This is a genomic window from Actinoplanes sp. NPDC026623, from assembly GCF_040638275.1.
In the GTDB taxonomy this organism is placed as follows: Bacteria; Actinomycetota; Actinomycetes; order Mycobacteriales; family Micromonosporaceae; genus Actinoplanes.
In genome coordinates this window covers 1-18522 of record NZ_JBEZXZ010000178.1, presented here as the reverse complement: position 1 = coordinate 18522, position 18522 = coordinate 1, and the positions used below count along the sequence as shown (strand labels likewise).

Annotated in this window: 18 protein-coding genes and 3 pseudogenes; 14 read left to right on the top strand and 7 right to left on the bottom strand. The window is 72.9% G+C overall.

The annotated features are described in order from the left end of the window. On the top strand, positions 1-1575 hold a 1575-nt coding region (gene gcvPB, locus AB0F10_RS35195; protein WP_360635314.1), incomplete at its 5' end, for an aminomethyl-transferring glycine dehydrogenase subunit GcvPB. 158 nt (positions 1576-1733) lie between these two features. Here gcvPB and AB0F10_RS35190 read toward each other — a convergent pair. Next, on the bottom strand, positions 1734-1934 hold the full coding sequence (locus tag AB0F10_RS35190; protein ID WP_360635311.1) for a DUF5999 family protein: 201 nt from the start codon (positions 1932-1934) through the stop codon (positions 1734-1736). A gap of 239 nt (positions 1935-2173) precedes the next feature. On the opposite strand from AB0F10_RS35190, the gene AB0F10_RS35185 reads away from it, so the two are divergent. Genes AB0F10_RS35185 through AB0F10_RS35170 form a run of 4 tightly spaced genes read left to right on the top strand, consistent with a single transcriptional unit; the run spans position 2174 to position 4967 of the window. Next, positions 2174-3331, top strand: coding sequence for a chorismate-binding protein (locus AB0F10_RS35185; RefSeq protein WP_360635317.1), 1158 nt, complete (start codon positions 2174-2176; stop codon positions 3329-3331). 10 nt (positions 3332-3341) lie between these two features. Continuing rightward, positions 3342-3839 (top strand): peptide deformylase, encoded by a 498-nt coding sequence (locus tag AB0F10_RS35180; RefSeq protein ID WP_360635308.1) that lies wholly within the window; start codon positions 3342-3344, stop codon positions 3837-3839. A 3-nt stretch (positions 3840-3842) separates the two neighbouring features. Continuing rightward, the gene (locus AB0F10_RS35175; RefSeq protein WP_360635305.1) at positions 3843-4670 is read left to right on the top strand and encodes a hypothetical protein; all 828 of its coding nucleotides are present in this window, start codon (positions 3843-3845) and stop codon (positions 4668-4670) included. 60 nt (positions 4671-4730) lie between these two features. Next, positions 4731-4967, top strand: a complete 237-nt coding sequence (locus AB0F10_RS35170) for a hypothetical protein (protein WP_360635302.1) — start codon at positions 4731-4733, stop codon at positions 4965-4967. A gap of 119 nt (positions 4968-5086) precedes the next feature. Here the strand turns inward: AB0F10_RS35170 and AB0F10_RS35165 are convergent, their stop codons facing one another. Further along, positions 5087-5668: a hypothetical protein gene (locus tag AB0F10_RS35165; RefSeq protein WP_360635299.1), complete on the bottom strand. Its 582-nt coding sequence runs from the start codon at positions 5666-5668 to the stop codon at positions 5087-5089. A 201-nt stretch (positions 5669-5869) separates the two neighbouring features. Between AB0F10_RS35165 and AB0F10_RS35160 the strand changes: the two are divergent. Then, a pseudogene (locus tag AB0F10_RS35160) lies at positions 5870-6154 on the top strand (GNAT family N-acetyltransferase); the annotation flags it as partial. Positions 6155-6167: 13 nt separating this feature from the next. On the opposite strand, the gene AB0F10_RS35155 reads toward AB0F10_RS35160, so the two are convergent. Beyond that, complete coding sequence (locus AB0F10_RS35155; protein ID WP_360635296.1) at positions 6168-6542, bottom strand: hypothetical protein; 375 nt, start codon at positions 6540-6542, stop codon at positions 6168-6170. A 134-nt stretch (positions 6543-6676) separates the two neighbouring features. Between AB0F10_RS35155 and AB0F10_RS35150 the strand changes: the two are divergent. The 3 genes and pseudogenes from AB0F10_RS35150 to AB0F10_RS35140 all read left to right on the top strand — a co-directional run. Further along, positions 6677-6844, top strand: a pseudogene (locus AB0F10_RS35150) (cation acetate symporter); the annotation flags it as partial. A 93-nt stretch (positions 6845-6937) separates the two neighbouring features. Beyond that, a complete protein-coding gene (locus tag AB0F10_RS35145) occupies positions 6938-7834 on the top strand; it encodes a hypothetical protein (protein ID WP_360635293.1) in 897 nt (298 codons plus the stop codon). Positions 7835-8464: 630 nt separating this feature from the next. Continuing rightward, positions 8465-8707: pseudogene (locus AB0F10_RS35140) on the top strand (DUF1349 domain-containing protein); the annotation flags it as partial. A 31-nt stretch (positions 8708-8738) separates the two neighbouring features. Here AB0F10_RS35140 and AB0F10_RS35135 read toward each other — a convergent pair. The 4 genes from AB0F10_RS35135 to AB0F10_RS35120 all read right to left on the bottom strand — a co-directional run bounded on the left by AB0F10_RS35135 (position 8739) and on the right by AB0F10_RS35120 (position 14265). Next, positions 8739-9896 carry an alanine racemase gene (locus AB0F10_RS35135; RefSeq protein ID WP_360635290.1) on the bottom strand — a complete coding sequence of 386 codons (1158 nt, stop codon included), beginning with the start codon at positions 9894-9896 and terminating at the stop codon, positions 8739-8741. Continuing rightward, positions 9883-11511: an IucA/IucC family protein gene (locus AB0F10_RS35130; RefSeq protein ID WP_360635287.1), complete on the bottom strand. Its 1629-nt coding sequence runs from the start codon at positions 11509-11511 to the stop codon at positions 9883-9885. The genes AB0F10_RS35135 and AB0F10_RS35130 overlap by 14 nt, the downstream gene beginning before the upstream one ends. Beyond that, a complete protein-coding gene (locus AB0F10_RS35125) occupies positions 11508-13106 on the bottom strand; it encodes an IucA/IucC family protein (RefSeq protein ID WP_360635284.1) in 1599 nt (532 codons plus the stop codon). The genes AB0F10_RS35130 and AB0F10_RS35125 overlap by 4 nt, the downstream gene beginning before the upstream one ends. Before the next feature lie 166 nt (positions 13107-13272). Further along, a complete protein-coding gene (locus AB0F10_RS35120; protein WP_360635281.1) occupies positions 13273-14265 on the bottom strand; it encodes an NAD-dependent epimerase/dehydratase family protein in 993 nt (330 codons plus the stop codon). Between the two features lie 148 nt (positions 14266-14413). Here AB0F10_RS35120 and AB0F10_RS35115 point away from each other — a divergent pair, with 148 nt between their 5' ends. From AB0F10_RS35115 to AB0F10_RS35095, 5 genes are all read left to right on the top strand, one after another. Then, positions 14414-15361 (top strand): ABC transporter ATP-binding protein, encoded by a 948-nt coding sequence (locus AB0F10_RS35115; RefSeq protein ID WP_360635278.1) that lies wholly within the window; start codon positions 14414-14416, stop codon positions 15359-15361. Positions 15362-15420: 59 nt separating this feature from the next. Next, on the top strand, positions 15421-16143 hold the full coding sequence (locus AB0F10_RS35110; protein WP_360635275.1) for an ABC transporter permease: 723 nt from the start codon (positions 15421-15423) through the stop codon (positions 16141-16143). A 21-nt stretch (positions 16144-16164) separates the two neighbouring features. Continuing rightward, positions 16165-17262, top strand: a complete 1098-nt coding sequence (locus tag AB0F10_RS35105; RefSeq protein ID WP_360635272.1) for a histidine kinase — start codon at positions 16165-16167, stop codon at positions 17260-17262. Then, positions 17259-17870, top strand: coding sequence for a response regulator transcription factor (locus tag AB0F10_RS35100; RefSeq protein ID WP_360635269.1), 612 nt, complete (start codon positions 17259-17261; stop codon positions 17868-17870). The genes AB0F10_RS35105 and AB0F10_RS35100 overlap by 4 nt, the downstream gene beginning before the upstream one ends. Before the next feature lie 166 nt (positions 17871-18036). Further along, positions 18037-18522, top strand: a 486-nt coding sequence (locus AB0F10_RS35095; RefSeq protein ID WP_360635266.1) for a sigma factor, incomplete at its 3' end; no start/stop codon positions are given.

Sequence of the window (18522 nt, the reverse complement as noted above, 5' to 3'; positions counted from 1 at the left end):
ATCTCGTGTGACGAGACGACGACGCCGGCGCACGTCGAGGCGGTCCTGGCCGCCTTCGGCGCGGCGGCGCCCGCCGCGCCGGTCGCGGCGATCCCGGCCGGGCTGGGCCGCGACACGGCGTACCTGACCCACCCGGTGTTCTCCTCGCACCACTCGGAGACGGCGATGCTGCGCTACCTGCGCAGGCTGTCGGACCGCGACTACGCCTTGGACCGGGGCATGATCCCGCTGGGTTCGTGCACGATGAAGCTCAACGCGACCACCGAGATGGAGCCGGTCACCTGGGCGGAGTTCGCGAACATCCACCCGTTCGCGCCGGCGTCGCAGACCGCGGGCTACGAGGCCCTGGTCGCGCAGCTGGAGGGCTGGCTGGCGGAGATCACCGGGTACGACGCGGTGAGCGTGCAGCCGAACGCGGGCTCGCAGGGTGAGCTGGCCGGCCTGCTGGCGATCCGCGGCTACCACCGCTCGCGCGGCGAGACGCACCGCGACGTGTGCCTGATCCCGTCGAGCGCGCACGGCACGAACGCGGCCAGCGCGGTGATGGCGGGCATGCGGGTCGTGGTGGTGGCCTGCGATGAGAACGGCAACGTCGACCTGACGGACCTGGCCGCGAAGATCGAGAAGCACGCGGACACCCTCTCCGCGATCATGGTGACCTATCCGTCGACGCACGGCGTCTACGAGAAGGGCATCGCGGAGCTGTGCGGCGCCGTGCACGACGCGGGCGGACAGGTGTACGTGGACGGCGCGAACCTGAACGCCCTCGTCGGCTTCGCCAAGCCGGGCCGGTTCGGCGCGGACGTGTCGCACCTGAACCTGCACAAGACGTTCTGCATCCCGCACGGCGGCGGCGGCCCGGGTGTCGGCCCGGTGGCGGTGCGGGCGCACCTGGCCGGGTTCCTGCCGGGCGACCCGCTCGAGCCGGGTGACCACCACGCGGTATCGGCGGCGGCGCACGGCTCGGCGGGGATCCTGCCGATCTCGTGGGCGTACCTGCGGATGATGGGCCCGGACGGCCTGGCGGCGGCGACGGCCGTCGCGGTCCTGGCGGCGAACTATGTGGCGACGCGCCTGCGCGAGCACTATCCGGTGCTGTACGCGGGCAACGAGGGCCTGGTCGCGCACGAGTGCATCCTCGACCTGCGGCCGCTGACGAAGGCGACGGGCGTGACGGTCGACGATGTGGCGAAGCGGCTCATCGACTACGGCTTCCACGCGCCGACGATGTCGTTCCCGGTGGCGGGGACGCTGATGGTGGAGCCGACCGAAAGCGAGGACCTGGCCGAGCTGGACAGGTTCTGCGAGGCGATGATCGCCATCCGGGGTGAGATCGACCGGGTCGCGGCGGGCGAGTGGCCCCGGGACGACAATCCGCTGCACAACGCGCCGCATACGGCTGCGTCGGTGACGGCGGACGAGTGGTCGCACGCATATCCGCGGTCGCTTGCCGGTTTCCCGGCGGGTGTGGACCGGACCTCGAAGTACTGGCCGCCGGTGCGTCGCATCGACGGTGCGTACGGCGACCGGAACCTGGTCTGCTCGTGTCCGTCGCCGGAGGCGTTCGAGGAGTGAGCCGTCGAGCGGGTCGGCCGGGGAACTTTCCGGTCGGCCCGCGGCGGTGCCTGTGCCCGGCGGTCGGCCGGGCGGGGTGGTGCGGTGTGGCTACCTGCCGGCGCAACCGGCGGTCTGTGCGGGCCGGCGTGGTGTGCCGGCCTGAATCGTTGTGTCCGTCAGGCCGCGAGGGCGTGCCGGGCGGGTCCGCGGTGCGGTGCGATGGTGCTGCCGTCGGGCAGCAGTTCGCCGGTGTCCTCGAAGACGATGACACCGTTACAGAGCAGGCTCCAACCCTGCTCGGGGAAGGTCGCCACGACCCGGGCCGCTTCGCGGTCCATGGCTGCGGCGGAGGGACAGGAGTTCGGGTGCTGGCACATCGTGTGTCTCCGGTAGTGGTGTTGTGTTGTGTTTCACATCAACGGGGCGGAACACTACTCCCATCCGAACGATTTCGGATTTCCCGGGTGACGGTGCCGCGTTGAGCGATTCCACTGTTCAGATGCTCCACGGCTGGCCGGGATACGGCCACTTTCCGACACCTGGCTCGGGTGCTCAACCGGGTTTTCCGGCGTCCTGCCAGGGCCGTCACCGTGCGTCATGCCGTTTCGAGTGGTCCCTGGGTGATCCCGGCGACCCAGCTGAGCTTGTCTCCGCGTTCCTCTCCGGCAACGGACTGCCGGTGCGAGAGTTCGGCCGAACGGCTAGCCAAATTCACCCGACCGGCGCTGGAACCCCCTGCGGGGCCGCACTGTACGTGTCCGCATCGGCCGGATCGGTAATGGTTGGCGGCCCTCCCGGGGCCCCTTCGCCGGTCCCCGGAATCCCCGACGTGGTGGCCGTCGCCTACGTCCACGACCCCACCGAATCGTCACGCTCCGTAGTGGAAGCGTGTGCGATGGGTCCGGACGATTCGGGCGGTTTCGAATCAGGCGCCGGCGGTGCGCGGCCCTGGCGTGTCGGGCCCTGGCGCGACAGCTGGAGCCGGGCCGAGCACGCCGCCGCGGTGGCCGCCGCGCGGGCGGCGATCGGGCGTGGCGACGTGTATCAGGTCAACATTGTCGGACATGCCTCGGCGCCGTACACGGGCGATCCGGGCCCGGCCCTCACCCGGGTGGCGGGGCTGCCCGGCGCGCGGTACGGCGGCGTTCTCACCGGCCGGGGATGGGCCATCGCGACGGCGTCCCCGGAGACCCTGGTCGAGGTGCGCGGCGGCCGGGTGATCACCCGGCCCATCAAGGGCACCCGGCCGGCCACCGCGGCCGGGCGCCGCGAGCTGCTCGGCTCGGCCAAGGAACGCGCCGAGCACGTGATGATCGTCGACCTGCAGCGCAACGACCTGGCCCGGCTCGGCGGCGTCGGCCCGGTCCGGGTCGACGAACTGTTCGCGGTGCGCCGCTGGTGCGGGCTGTGGCAGGCCGAGTCGGTGGTGTCCGCGCCGATCGAGCGGCCGCTCGGCCTGGCCGAGCTGCTGCGCGCGGTCTGCCCCGGCGGCTCGGTGACGGGCGCGCCGAAACTGGCGGCGCTGTCCGAGATCGCCCGCCTGGAGCCGGTCGGCCGCGGCGTCAGCATGGGCGCCCTCGGCTGGGTCGGCACCGACCACGTCGACCTGGGCCTGAGCATCCGGACCGCCGCCGTCGACGGCGAGCGGGTGCACCTCTGGGCCGGCGGCGGCATCACCTGGGACAGCGACGAGACCGCGGAGGTCGACGAGGCCGCCGCGAAGGCCGCGCCGATGCGCGCGGCGATCGAGGGCAGCGCGCCGGCGTTCGCATAGGTTGGGGTGCATGACTGTTCGCCCCATTCGGTTGTTCGGCGACCCGGTGCTGCGGATCCCCGCGGAACCCGTCGCGGTGTTCGACGCCGCCCTGCGCGCCCTCGTCGCGGATCTGGAGGACACCGTCCGCGAGCCCGGGCGGGCCGGCGTGGCCGCACCGCAGATCGGCGTGAGCCTGCGCGCGTTCTCCTACCGGGTGGACGGCGAGGTCGGGCACCTGATCAACCCGGTGCTCTCCGACCCCGAGGGGGAGCAGGACGACGAGGAGGGCTGCCTGTCGCTGCCCGGCATGGGCTACCCGACACCCCGGGCGTGGTCGGTGACGGCGACCGGTTTCGATCAGCACGGCGAGCCGCTGACCATCTCCGGGACCGGGCTGCTGGCCCGGGCGCTGCAGCACGAGACGGACCACCTGGACGGCCGCCTCTACATCGACACCCTCAAGGGCGACACCCGCCGCCAGGCCCTGCGCGAGCTGCGCCGCACCCGGTCGTCGGCCCGCCGGTGAGCCGTGCTGATCCAGGATCTGGTGACCCCGTTCGCCGAGTTCGCCGCCGCGGATCCGGGCGCCGACCTGGTGTCCCGGTGGCACGCACAGGTCGTGGAGCCGTACGCGGGGCTCTACCGCGCAATTGAGCCGTGGCTCGACCCCGCCGACGCGCCGCGGAGCCTCCCGGCCCTGGTAGGCCGCCGGGCGGAGCTGCCGAGCCGGGCACGGCGCGCCGGCGACGCCGTGCGGGCCGCGGGTGAGCTGCTGCGCGGCGCGCTGCCGGACGCCGGCCGCGTCGACACGGTGCTGCTCGTCGGGATGGGCGCGGCCAACGGATGGGTCACCCGGGTGAACGGCGAGCCGACCCTGTTTCTCGCGGTGGACCAGCTGCCGGAACCCGGATTCGACGTCGTGCTCGCCCTGCACGAGATGATCCACGCGGAGCATCAGCGGCGGGCGGCGTACGACTGGCCCGGCAGCCGGTTCGACGCCGACCTCTTCCGCGAGGGTCTGGCCGTCAGCGCCACCACCCGCCTGCTGCCCGAGATCGACGGCAGCGGCCATCTCTGGTTCGCGGCGGGCCGCCAGGGGTGGATCGGCCGATGCCGGGCCGCGGAGACGGCGCTGCGGCGCCGCGCGCTGGCCGATCTCACCCGCGAGGACGTGTCGGACCTGTGGTTCAGCGGCGCCGCGGACCGCGACGGCGAACTGCCCGGCCGGTGCGGGTACTGGCTCGGCGGGGACCTGGTCGGTCGCCTGACCGCCGGGGTCCCGCTCGAGACCGCGATGCGGTGGCCGCTGGCGGACGTCTCCCACCGCCTGCGGCGCGTCCTTGAACGGCCCGGGTGAGTGGGTGTTTAGATGGAATCGACGCCTTGCGCCGTACCGTCGGACAATGGGGAGGTCGGCATGGCGAAGAAACGATGGCGCGACCTGAGCGAACGCCACCGCCGGCTGATCCTTGTCGCGGGCGCGTTCGACGGCCTCCTGAAGATCGCGGCGCTGGCGGACCTCAAGCGCCGGCCCGCCGGGGAGGTCCGCGGCTCGAAGGCGGTGTGGGCGACCACGGTCGTGCTCGTCAACTCGATGGGCGCCGTCCCGATCGCCTACTTCCTCGTCGGACGTCGCAGGCCGCCCGGCGGCTGACGGGCCACCCGCGCCATGCCTCGGCTGCCGGCGGCTCCCGCGATCTGGGTACCGTGCGGCGAGGACCGGCCGCCCACTGGTGGTGACCCTGCGCTGCGTCCCTTGATCAAATCCGCCGGTCAGCGGTACCAGGGCTGGCTGTCCTCGGGGCGGGCCGGCACGACGTCGAGCCGCGGATCGGCGAGCAGCGCGTCGACGGCCGCCCGCTCGGCGCCGATGCCGGCCCAGTGCGGGTCGACGTCGGCCGCCAGGCACCAGCGGTGATCGGCGGGCCAGACGAACGCCGGCGGCGCGATGCTCTGCCCGCCGCCGAGATCGGACTCCCAGGCGTCGATGTCGTCGAGGCCGCCGCGCAGCAGGGCGTAGCGGCGGTGCGGCAGCTCGACCAGCGGGCCGGGTTGCGGCAGCGGGGCGTCGGAGTAGCCCTCCCACAGGCAGAAATAGCACTCCTCCGGGGTGGACGTGAACGGTGCGAGCAGCCGCAGCGCGCGCCGGGTCTGCTCGGTGTCCGACGGGTGCCCGTCCGGAACCTCGGCGTCCGTCTCCTGCTGGCCCGGGCCGGTGGGGTCCGGGATGAAGCGGAGCCGGGCGAACGCCGCGAAGCCCGGGGGCCCGAAGGTGACCAACTGCGGAAAGGGCGTGGCCGACGACACGAGCCAGTCGGCGGCGCTCGTGTCCGGGCAGAACCTGAGCCTCAGCATCCCCACCCCATCAGTGTCTCGCCGACCGACGCGCCTGCCACGTCGGCAGGTGCCCCGTCGACCGACGGCCTCGGCGCCCAGGCCGTGGCCGCAGGCGCGGCGATTCGTTCGGTGAGGGCGTCCAGCCGCGCATTGTGTCGTCACCATGCCTGAGCGGAGAACGGGTTCACGAACGCGGATGCGTGGACCGCGCCGCATCGGATCAGGCATCGTCTGACCGCGCAGCTGCTCGAGGGCGGCGGTCACATCGGATACGACGTGCGACCGTCCGCTCGGCGTCGGGGTCATGCGACCGCGATGCTGCGCGCCGCACTGCCGGTGGCGCGCGGTCTGGGTATCGCCTCGGCGCTGGTGACGTGCGACGCCACCAACGACGCCTCGCGCCGGGTGATCGAGGCCAACGGCGGCGTCTTCGAAGATCGGCGCGGCGACAAGCTGCGGTTCTGGGTGCCGACCTCCTCAGGCATCGGTGGCGATCATTCCTGAGGGCGTACCGGGTTCAGGAGCCGTGGGCACAGTAGTACTGAATGCCGTCGGTCCAGCCGCGCCGGAGTCCCTCGCGGTATCCGCGGCCCCATTCCTCGCTGTGGCCGCGGGGCACGGCCGCGGTCGCCGGGTCGAACGGTGCGGGCCTCGGGGGGCGTTCTCCGTAGTCCACGCTGCTGTCGTAGGCGCACTGCTTCTCGGCCGCGTCGTCGCCGACCAGCAGGCCCTTGCGGAAACCCTGCCGATACGGGTCCGCCGGGGCCGGCTGTGCCGAACTCGGCGCTGCGGTGACGGCGGCGTGCGCCGTGGCCGGGACGCCGAGGGCGGCGCCGAGGATGCCGACGGCCAGTGCCCCGGCCGCCGCGCGGACGCGGATACGGATCGTCATGATGGTCCCCCGTGGTGATTGAGGCGCGGCCCCGAGACTGCCCTGATAATCAGACTAAATCAGGAAATCGCTCGTCCGGTAGCGCATTCCGTACGGTCCAGGCCGTGTCTCGTGGATCTCCTCGAGCAAGCGCGCCGCTGCGCGGGTGGCCGGCGGTGCTCGTCGTTCAGCCTGCCGCCTGGACCGTGCCGTTGGCGTTCGTCGTGATGGTGGTGGTGTCGCTGCTCACGGCGCGGCGGGTGCCGGGCGACGTCGGGGCGACGATGTTGCGCCTGCACGCACCGAACAGCGTGCGGTTATAGAACTTTTAATGTTGTTCGCTGAACCGCGACCATCGACCGTCCCGTACTCATCGGTACTGCAACGGGCAGTGGACGATCGCGAGGGAGCGGTGGATGTATCGAAGCAGCAAGAGCAACCGGACGCGCAAGCTGACGTTGGGAGCGGTCGCTGCGACGCTGGTCGCCGGCATCTTCGCCGTCAGCACCGGCGTGGGTCGCGCCGGTGAGAACGCCGGGGCCAGCTCCGGTAACATCAACGCTTTGGTGCCGGCGCTGGGTTTCAGCCCGGGCGATCCGAACGCGACAGCCGACCGCGTTGGCCCTACCGGGGTAAAAGTTCCCGGTCGCTGCCCACCCACTCAAGCCCAAGTGAACGCGCAGGTAGCGCTCAAGAATGCGAACCTTCCGAGCGGAACGGACCTTGAAAGCCGCATCCAACGTTTTGAAAAAACCTTGTCGGCGATTCAAGACTTGAAATGCCCCGCATCTTCCACGACTTTGCTGGGCCGCTTGAACTCCTTGACCGCGCTGCGCGGAAACGGGAACCGCGATAACATCCTGCGTGGTTTGGGTTTGAACGAAACGCCAGCGGATAAAGCCGCGCCGGCCGCTACGAATCCGCCGGCCGGTGGAGCGACGGGGAACGCCGGAGCCAGCTCCGCTAACATCAACGCTTTGGTGCCGGCGCTGGGTTTCAGCCCGGGCGATCCGAACGCGACAGCCGACCGCGTTGGCCCTACCGGGGTAAAAGTTCCCGGTCGCTGCCCACCCACTCAAGCCCAAGTGAACGCGCAGGTAGCGCTCAAGAATGCGAACCTTCCGAGCGGAACGGACCTTGAAAGCCGCATCCAACGTTTTGAAAAAACCTTGTCGGCGATTCAAGACTTGAAATGCCCCGCATCTTCCACGACTTTGCTGGGCCGCTTGAACTCCTTGACCGCGCTGCGCGGAAACGGGAACCGCGATAACATCCTGCGTCGTTTGGGTTTGAACGAAACGCCAGCCGGATAAAGCCGCGGGAATGCGGCGCGCAAAACGTGCCAGCGAAACAAGCGGCTCGCAGAGCGGCGCCGCGGACAACGGCAACCTGATCCTTCGCGGATCCTGATCCACCGCACGGAACCGCCTCGCCGGAGGCCCTCGCACCACGGGGGGTCTCCGGCGCGTCCGTGTGTGGGCCATGCGCGCGGTGATCTTCGGCTACTTCGGCACGCTGACCGACCCCGGCGCTGAGGAGTATCGCGAGCCCTCGCGCTCGCGCATCACCGGAGCGGTCATGCCCGCCTCCGCCAGCCGCGGCACACGCGCTCGGCGTCCTGGCGGAACTCCGGCGGCGGGGGTTCCGGATCGGCCTGCTGAGCGACTGCGGTGCCGAGCTGGCGGAGTGCTGGAGCCCGACCGCGTTCGTCCCGCTCGTCTTCTCCTGGCAGGAGCGATGCCGCAAGCCCGATCCGCGGCTCCATGCGCCGGTGGCGCGGCGCCTCGCCGTCCACCCTGAGAAGTGCTCGTCACGAACGCGCTGGTCCCGGGCGCGGCGCGGTACCGGGTCGACCCCGATGACGCGGTCTGTGAGTACACGGTGGACGATCCGGCCGGCCTGCTGCCCCTGGTGGGCAGCGCCGGGCCGGTACAACGGTCGGCATGGAGATCCGCGTGCCTGAACTGCCGTTCCCGCTGAGCCGGTCACCCGCACCGGAGAGCTGGGCCTGCAAGGAGGGTGTGCTGACCGTCGCCGCCGGCCCGCGCACGGACCTCTTCACCAGCCCTGAGGACGGATCGGTGCGCGCCGAGGCGCCGCTGCTGCTCGGCTCGTACCGGGGTGACTTCCAGTTCTCGGCGCTCGTCGCCCCGGCCTTCGGGGCCTCTTTCGACGCGGGTGCGCTGATCGTCCGGGAGGGCCCATCCGGCGAAATGGTCAGACCACATCGAACACGGGCGGCGGGTGCCGCAGGAAGTCGTGGTGCGAGATGTCCCAGCCGTACGCGCCGGTGCGGCCGAAGACCAGCACGTCGCCGACGCGCAGCCGCCGGACGTGCCGGTCGCGGGCCAGGACGTCGCGCGGCGTGCACAGCTCGCCGACCACGTCAACGGCCACGTCGGCGACCTGCGGCCGCTCCCACCCGTACGGCCAGGCGTCGACGGGCAGGACGGTGAAGGGGTGGCTGTAGCCCCAGGCGGCGGGCAGCCGGAAGTGGTGGGTGCCGCCGCGCAGCACCGCGAACCAGCGGCCGTGGGTGTGCTTGAGGTCGAGGACCTCGGCGGCGTACCAGCCGGCGTCGGCGGCGAGGATGCGGCCGGGCTCGACGATCAGGTCGGCGCCGCCGGGGACGGCGAGGCCGGCCAGGCCCGCCCGCAGCGCGTCCAGGTCGATGGTGGAGTCGCCGAGGTAGTCGACGCCGAGGCCGCCGCCGACGTTGACGAGCCGCAGCGGCACGCCGTGGCGCCGGGCGGTGTCCACCGACCAGTCGACGGCGTCGGCGATGAACCGGGCGTGTGCCGCGGCGTGGAGGTTGTTGGACACGGCGTGCAGGTGGAAGCCGGTGATCCGGACGGACTCCGGCCGCAGGGCGAGCACCCCGGCCAGGGCGGCCTCGTCGACGCCGAACGGGGTGGGTGTGCCGGTCATGGCGTGGCTGCCGGGCAGCGCCGGGCCCGCCCGGTTGACCCGTACGGCGGCCTCGGCGACGACGCCCGCCGCCCGGGCGGCCAGGTCCAGCCGGCGCAGCTCGTGCGCGCTCTCGACGTTGACCTGCGCGCCGGCGGCGACGGCCGCGGCCAGCTCGGCGTCGGTCTTGGCGGGGCCGCCGAAGACGATCCGCCGGGCCCCGGCGGCGACCGCCAGCTCCAGCTCGCCGCCGGAGGCGACCTCCAGGCCGTCGCAGGCCGCGGCGAGGGTACGCACGACGTCCGGATGGCCGTTGGCCTTCACCGCGTACAGCAGGGTGGTGCCCGGCGGCAGCGCGGCCCGGACCGCCGCGGCGCGGTCGCGCAGGGCGGCGGTGTCGTAGACGTAGGCGCAGACCGGCCGCGGCTGGGACCGCAGCGCGGCCTCGACGTGCTCAGGCGGGCGCATGCAGCGGGTTCTCCACCGGCACGTACTCGTCGCCGTCGCCGGCCAGGCGCATCCGCACGAGGGCCTTGTGCGGCACGGTCCGGGCGGTGAACGCGGCGTGGTCCTCGGCGGCGGTCGCGCCGAGCCCGGCGTAGGTCTCGTCGACGACGGCCCGCACGAGCCGCCAGGCGGCGTCCTCGTCCAGGTCGTGCGACTCGCCGAGCCGGATGATCAGCTCGCCCAGGTGTGCCTGGAACACCGTGTATCCGATCTTGGCGCGCAGCACGGCCGGGTCCGCGGTGCCGACGACCGAGCCGGGCCAGAGGGCCAGCTCGTGCCCGGCGGCGGCGAGGCGTCCCGGGTGCAGCCGCAGTCCGGCGAAGTCGCGCACGGCCAGCCGGTGCGGCACCCCGGCGACGAAGGTGGGCACGCAGTTCTGCAGGTGCGCCTCCAGCGCGACCCCGCGCAGCGTCAGCCGCAGCAGCGGTGGCAGCAGCAGCCGGGCGTAGGCGTCCAGGAAGGCGGCCGCGGCGCCGGCGTCGTCGGGGCGCCCGGCGGCGGCGGCGAACTGCGCGACGAGGGCGGCGCCGACGAACGGCAGCGCGCTGCCGGCCACGGCCCGCTCGCCCGGTTCGAGGCGGCCGCTGATCCCGTCGCGCACGATCGCGGACATGTCGCGGCCGGAGCCGACGGGCACGGCGGCGCCGGCGGACTCGGCCAGCAGGATCAGCCGGTCCCCGCCGGGGTCCCCGGCGACCAGGCGGTGCAGCAGCGCGGAGAGGGCGGGACCGTTGCGGGTGCTGGCGACGCTGATGCTGCGCCGCGTCGAGGTGACCTGGATGTCGAGCGACACCTTCACGTACCGGCGGCTGCCGTCCGCGGCGACGGGGAGCAGCAGCGTGCGCAGCGCGGCGGTCGGCACCGCGGGGAGCACGCCGCCGGAGTCGCCGAGGATCCGCAGCGCGCCGTCGTCGATCAGGTCGCGGTAGCGCTCGGCCAGCACGGCGTCGCGCTGCCAGGCGTGCACCGGCTGCAGCCGGTATCCGGGCGGCGGCTCGGGCAGGTGCGGGTACGCGGCACGCAGCACCGCGCCGACGTCGTCGCCCAGGTGCACGTCGTCGCGTACGGCGACGAAGCCGAGCCGGGTGTGCCCGGCCTCGAGGTCGTGGGCGAGCACGTCGCTGGTGTCCCAGCCGAGCCGGGTCCGCCCGCACGGGTGCAGGTTGTGTCCCGCGACGGCCAGCCGCTCCCCGGCGATGACGTCGTCGTCGGGGTCGTCCGCGGGCAGGTGCCGCCGCCGGGCCATGGCGATGGCGAGGTTGACGACGCCGTTGCGCAGCTCGGCGGCGAAGCCGGCGGCGTTGCCCGCGAGCCCGGCGGGGAGCAGGTCGGCGGGGTCGCCGGCGCCGGAGCGGTCGTACTCGACGCGGCGGAACGCGTGCACCCGGTCGCCGCGCCCGGCGGGCAGCAGCCCCTCGCGCACGAGCGCGCCGCGCAGCCGCCGGCCGACGATCTCGGTCGCCTCCGGCAGCGCGGCGGTGAAGCCGTCGAGCAGCTCCGGTGCGTGCACCGCGAGGGCGGCGCCCACGTTCCCGGCGGCGATGGCCAGCCGCCGGGTGGTCAGGCTGCGGGTCACGGCGCCGCCATCGGGTTGGCGACGTGCGTCCAGACGTCGTCGAGCGCGTCGTCGGCGAGCCGCATCGCGGTGTAGGCCTTGACCGGCAGCGGATCCTTCAGCAGGTGGGTGGCGTCGGCGGTGCCGGTCGAGGCCACGGCGGCGGCGACGCTGTCCCACAGCCGTGCGGGGTCGGCGCCGGCGCCGGCCAGGACGGCGATGAGCTGGGCGCAGACGGTGCCGAGGGTGGCGGCGGCGAGCTTGGTGCGCAGCACGGCCGGGTCGTCGCTGGGCAGGTCGCCCTCGACCGGTGGCGCCTCGACGCCGTGCCGGGCGAGGCGGGCGGCGCTGACCCGGACGCCGCCGAGATCGCGGTAGAGGATCCGCACCGGCACGCCGGCGTCGAGGACCAGCAGCGTGTTCTGCCCGTGTGCCTCGAGCGCGACCCCGCGGTCCAGGACGGTCACCAGCGGCGGCAGGAGCAGGTGGGCGAGGCCGTGCCACCACGCGTACGGGTCGTCGACGGCCTCGAGCAGCAGCGGGCGCCCGTCGCGGGGTGACGGCGCGGCCAGGGCGCCCAGCGGGACGACCGTCTCCGTGGCGCCGGGCCGGGGTGCCTCGCGGCGCAGGTGGGCGAGGTGGCGCCGGGGCCGCCCGTCGACGAGCACGGCGCCGGCGGCGGTCTCGCGCAGCACGGTCAGCGGCAGGTCGGCGGTGAGCCGCTCCAGCAGGGCGGAGAGGCGTGGTCCGTTGTGGACGGCGGCGGGGGAGACGGTGCGGACGGCCGAGGTCATCTGCACGTCGACGGCGGTCTTGACGTGCTCACCGCCGTCGAGCGGGGCGACGGTCCGCAGCGACATGAGGGGGCGCACCGGCCCGGTCTCGCCGTCGTCGGACAGCCACGGGTGGCGTTCGAGCAGCCGCCGGGCCTGCCACGGGTGCGCGTAGAGGACCGGCGGCGCGTCGCCGTACCACCGGTCCGCGGGAACCCGCAGGCGGCGCAGGCGGATGACGGGCCGGTGTTCGGGGCCGTAGGCGAGCACGTCGGCGACGCTCATGCCGCCGCGGGTGCGGCAGCAGGGGTGCAGCGGGTGGCCGCCGAGGACGAGTTGTTCGAGCCTTCCGAGCCCGTCCGGGTCGCCGGCGGCGCCGCGCAGGACGGGGCCGGTGGCCGGGGGCGGGTCGGCGAGCGCGAGGGCGAGATTCGCGACGCTGTTGTCGACCTCGGCGGCCAGGCGCGCGGCGTGCGGCCCGAGCGGGAGCGCCCGCAGCAGCGCGGCGGGGTCGTCGAAGGCCGTGCCGTCCAGTCCCGCGGTGAGGCCGCCCGGGGGAGCGGCGAACGGGAACGCCGCCGCGGCGGGCGCGCGCAGATCGCGGCCGTCGGCCAGGGTGACGTGCAGCGTGTCGCCGCGCCGCTCGCGGCGGGTGACGCCGGGCAGGGTCTCGCGGTCCAGGGCACCCAGGAGACGGGCGAGGACCTCCGCCCGCGCCGCGGGCAGCGCCGCGTCGTAGCCGTCCACCCTTTCAGGACAAAGGGCGCGCAGGTCGTCCCGGGTCTGCGCGGTTCCGGCGGTGTGCCCGGTCGGCGGCACGGGGTCGATCGGCGGTGGAGGCACGCCCATCATTGTCCGGCAGGCCGGTCCGGGGCCCTCGCCCACCCCGCCCACCATCATCCTAGGACGCTCTACGGGTTGTGCGGCCGGCCACGGGCCGCACAACCCCCGAACCAAAGATCAAAAACTGAAAGGAATCAACGACACCACCCGGGTACGGCCGGAGCCGTCAGCCGGCGGCGAGCACCCCGGCCTCGCGCTCGGGGTCGAGGCCCACCGTGGGGCGGTCGGGGCGCTGCGGCGCCTCGCCCCCGATGGATCGCAGCCACGCCCAGGTGTCCGTGACGGTGTCGGCGACCGGCCGCAGCCGCAGGCCCGCCCGCAGCGCCTTGCTCACGTCGCCGCGGTGCAGAAGGTCGTAGTCGTCGCCGGGCGCCAGCCAGATGGGCAGGTCCATCCACGGCGTGATCCCGGCGTCCAGAATGGTCTGCGCGGGGGTCCAGCGCAGTTCGGCGTGCCCGCCGGTGACGGTGTTGATGGTTTCCAGGAGCTCGCCCATGGTGGTGTGTCCGGACGGGCTGACCAGGTCGTAGGCGCCGGTGCGGCCGTCCGCGGCGGCGTCGAGCAGCCAGCCGGCCAGGTCGCGGACGTCGATGTACTGGATTTTCAGCCCGGGTGTGCCGGGCGCGAGGGTGGGCCCGCCCCTGGCGATCCGGTTGAGCCACCAGGGGAGGCGGCCGATGTCCTCGTGGGGTCCGAGGATCAGCCCGGCGCGGCCCAGCAGGACCGGGCCGTCGAAGTGCCGCTGGGCCGCGAGTTCGGCGCCGCGCTTGGCGGCGGCGTAGTCGTCCGCGTGGTCGGCGTCCGGGTCGGCCTTGACGACGGCGGCGGCCTCGGTGTGCGGGACGGTCTTGTCGTCGGGGTCGTAGACGCTGCGGCTGGAGACGTACGTGTAGTGCCCGGCGCGCCCGCTGAGTGCCGCGGCGGAGGCGCCGACGACGGCTGGCGCGCCGGACCAGGTGTCGACGACGAGGTCCCAGGTGCCGCCGGCGAGGGCGGCGAGGCCGCCGGGTTCGCGGCGGTCGCCGATGAGGCCGGTGGTGCCGGGTGGTGGTGGCCGGTGGCCGCGGTTGAGGACGGTGATGTGGTGCCCGCGGGTGCGGGCCTCCTCGACGACGACGCGGCCGACGAATCCGGTCCCTCCGAGCAGGAGAAGTCTCATGTCCCGACGATGCCCTCGGGCGGGCCCGGGGCGGTAGGGGTGATCGCTGAGAGCGCAACGGGTGCGGGCGGGGCCCTGACGGATGTCATGGGCGGGACGTGACGCGTGGCCCGGTGCGGGGTTGCCCGGTACGCCGAGCATGGGTGGCATGACACTTACCGCTCAACCTGAGGCCGTGACCCGAGGGTCCGGCGAGCTTGCCGTCGATCTCGACGGCGTGGTGAAGCGCTTCGGTGCGGTGACCGCGGTTGATGGGATCAGCCTGCGGATCCGGCCGGGCGAGGTGGTGGCCCTGCTGGGCCCCAACGGGGCGGGCAAGACCAGCACGATCGACATGTTGCTTGGTCTGTCCGATCCTTCCGCCGGTACGGCCCGGGTGTACGGCCGGCCGCCGCAGGAGGCGGTGGCGCTGGGTCTGGTGTCCGCGGTGATGCAGACCGGGGGGCTGTTGAAGGACTACACGGTGGAGGAGACGGTCCGGCTGACCGCGGTGTTGTTCGGCCGGGGCCGGGCGGATGTGGCCCGGGCGCTGGAGCGGGCGGGGATCGCGGACATCGGTTCGCGGCTGGTCGGCAAGTGTTCGGGTGGGCAGCAGCAGCGGCTGCGGTTCGCGATGGCGTTGCTGCCGGATCCGGAGTTGCTGATCCTGGACGAGCCGACGACGGGTATGGACGTCGGCGGCCGGCACGACTTCTGGAGTTCGATCCGGGAGGACGCGCGCGGCGGCCGTACGGTGATCTTCGCGACGCATTACCTGGAGGAGGCCGACGCGTACGCGGACCGGGTGGTCTTCGTGCGGCGGGGGCGGGTGGTGGCGGACGGCACGGCGGCGCAGGTGAAGGCGCTGGCGTCGGGTCGTACGGTGCGGGCGACGTTGCCGGGTGCGAGTGAGTCGGCGTTGCTGGCGTTGCCGGGGGTCGAGTCGGTGGAGTTGCGCGGCGACACCGTCTACGTGCATGCGCGTGACACCGATGGGGTGGCGCGGCATCTGCTGACCGAGACCGCGGCCCGGGATCTGGAGATCACGTCCCGGAATCTGGAGCAGGCGTTCCTGACGCTGACGGCCGACGACGACAACCAGGAGATGGCGAGATGAGTGCGCAGAGCATGCCGGCGGCGCGGAACCTGCCGCGGTTCGGGGGTTTCTCCCTCGGGATGATCGGGCTGGAGTTGCGGCGGATGGTGCGCAACCGGCGCACGGTGGTGTTCACGCTGGTGATGCCGGCGGTGTTCTTCCTGTTGTTCGGCACGAATGCGAGTGCGCGCACCGAGCGGGTGGGTGGCGGCAATGTCACCGGCTACATCCTGATCAGCATGGCGGTGTACGGGGCGATGCTGGCCACGACCAGTGGCGGGGCGATGGTGTCGATCGAGCGGGCGGCGGGCTGGAGCCGGCAGTTGCGGCTGACGCCGTTGCGACCGGCGGCGTATGTGGCGGTGAAGCTGATCCTTGCGATGATCATCGGCGCGGTGTCGGTGGTGGTGGCGTTCGCGGTCGGTGCGTTCGGTGGTGCGGAGCTTCCGGCGCAGGCGTGGGTGGCGTGCGGGTTGCTGGCGTGGGTCTGTGCGCTGGTGTTCGCGGCGTTCGGGCTTTTCATGGGTTATCTGCTGCCGAGTGAGAACGTGATGCAGATCCTGGGTCCGGTGCTGGCGGTGCTGTCGTTCGCCGGTGGGTTGTTCGTGCCGGTGGATTCGATGGGTGACACGTTCGCGACGATCGCGAAGTTCACGCCGGTGTACGGCGTCGGCGAGATCGCCCGGTATCCGCTGACCCATCACGGGAATCTGTGGGCGGCGGCGTTGAATGTGATCGTGTGGACGGCGTTGTTCTCGGCGGGTGCGATGTGGCGGTTCCGCCGGGACACGGCACGGGTCTGAGCGGCCGGTAGCGTCGTGGCCATGAACGAGTTCGTCCGGCGTGCCCGGTTCGGGTGGATTTTCGGCGCGGTGTGGTTGTTCTATCTGAACGAGAACCTGATCGCGTTGCTGGGGCGGCCGGACGGCTGGCAGCGGGATGTGGGGCTGGCCGCGCTGGCCGGGTTCGTGGCGCTGTATCTGGGGTTGCTGGGCTGGTTGGGCAGGATCCGGTTCAGCGGCCCGCGGCCGTATTGGCTGTGGTGGTGCTGGCTGGTGCTGCTGGCGTTGCTGGGGCTGGCGGCGTTGCAGGTTCCGGGCGCGGGCTTTCACGCGATGACGTGCCTGGTGTATATCGGTGCGTCGGCGATGATCGGGTTGCCGATTGCGCAGGCGGTTCCGTTCGCGGCGGCGCTGGTGGTGCTGGCGGAGGTGCTGGCGTGGCGGGTGCCGGGCTGGGAGGACAAGGGCTACGGCCTGGCGGTGTTGCTCGGCGCCGTGGCCAGCGGTGGTTTCCGGTTGGCGGCGGAGCGGCAGAACCGGCTGCGGCTGGCGCTGCAGGAGCTGGCGGAGCTGGCGGTGGCGAACGAGCGGGCCCGGATCGCCGCGGATCTGCACGACATCCTGGGTCATTCGCTGACGGTGGTGACGGTGAAGGCGGAGCTGGCGCAGCGGTTGCTGGATGTGGATGTGGAGAAGGCGCGGGCCGAGTTGCGGGATCTGGAGGTGCTGGCCCGGGACGCGTTGTCGGATGTGCGCTCGACGGCGCTGGGGGTGCGGGGTATCTCGTTGCCGGGGGAGATCGCGGCGGCCCGGGAGGCCCTCGCTGCGGCGCATGTGAGTGCGGAGTTGCCGGGTGCCGCGGATGATGTGCCGACCCGTAACCGGGAGTTGTTCGCGTGGACGATCCGGGAGGCGGTGACGAACGTGGTGCGGCACAGCCGGGCCGGGCATTGCGTGGTGCGGTTGTCGCCGGGGAGTGTGGAGATCGTCGACGACGGTCCGGGTGGTGCTGTGGTGGCGTCCGACGGGCAGGGTCTGTCGGGGTTGCGGCGGCGTGCGGAGGAGCGGGGTGCGCGGCTCACGGTCGGGCGCCGCGATGATCAGCCGGGTTTTCGGGTACGGGTGGAGGTGCCGTCGTGATCCGGCTGTTGCTCGCCGATGACCAGGCTCTGGTGCGTGGCGCGATGGCGGCGTTGCTGGACATGGAGCCGGATCTGACGGTGGTGGCCGAGGTGGGCCGCGGTGACGAGGTTGTCGCCGCGGTCCGCGGTCATGAGGTCGATGTGGCGCTGCTGGATGTGGAGATGCCGGGGATGGATGGCGTCGCGGCGGCGCGGGAGTTGCGGCGGGTGGTGCCGGGGTGCCGGGTGTTGATGGTGACGACGTTCGGCCGGGCGGGTTATCTGCGGCAGGCGATGGCGGCCGGTGCGAGTGGTTTCGTCGTGAAGGACACTCCGGCTCGGCAGCTCGCGGATGTGGTGCGGCGGGTGCATCAGGGTCTGCGGGTGGTGGATCCGGGGCTGGCGGCGCAGTCGCTGGCGTTCGGTGAGTCGCCGTTGACGGACCGGGAGAGTGATGTGTTGCGGGCGGCGCGGGACGGCGGCACGGTGGCGGACATCGCCCGGGAGTTGCATCTGTCCGAGGGCACCGTGCGCAATCACCTGTCGTCGGCGATTGGTAAGACGGGTGCGCGGACCCGGGCGGAGGCGGTCCGGCTGGCCCTCGATCATGGTTGGTTGCTGGCGTAGCCCGGGCTCGGGGTGTTCCTGAGTGTCTTCTGTGCGGATCTTAGGGTTTTTCCCGGCGCAACCGGTCGGCAACCGAGAGTGACCGCAACTCGCACCCTGCGCAACGAAAAGTTCCCCCTGTCAGCCGGTGAGCCGTCACCGGGCGGCAGACGCGAGGGGAACACGAATGTCTGTGCACGTCAATACGGTCAGCCGCGAGCTCGAGACGATGATCCGCGAGAACATGCCGCTGGTCGGGCACCTGGTCCGGGAGATGCTGTTCAAGGTGCCCGCTCATGTGCACCGTGACGATCTCGCCTCCGCCGGCTACGCGGCGCTGGTGACCGCCGCGAAGGCGTTCGACGCGACCCGGGGCATCCCGTTCGGCCGGTTCGCCGCGGTGCGGGTCCGCGGGGCGCTGCTGGACGAGCTGCGCAGCATGGACTGGGCCAGCCGGTCGGTGCGGGCCCGGGCCCGCCGGGCCGAGGTCGCCCGCCAGGAGCTGACCGCGCAGCTGGGCCGCACCCCGACCCCGACCGAGCTGGCCCAGCTGCTCGGTGTCGGCGTCGGCGGGCGCGCCGCCCGCGGGGGCGACGGCCCGGGCGCCCCGGGGCGGTGGGGGGAGGGCGTGGCGGGGGGGCGCGCCCCGGGCAAGGTACCACCGGGTGGGAGG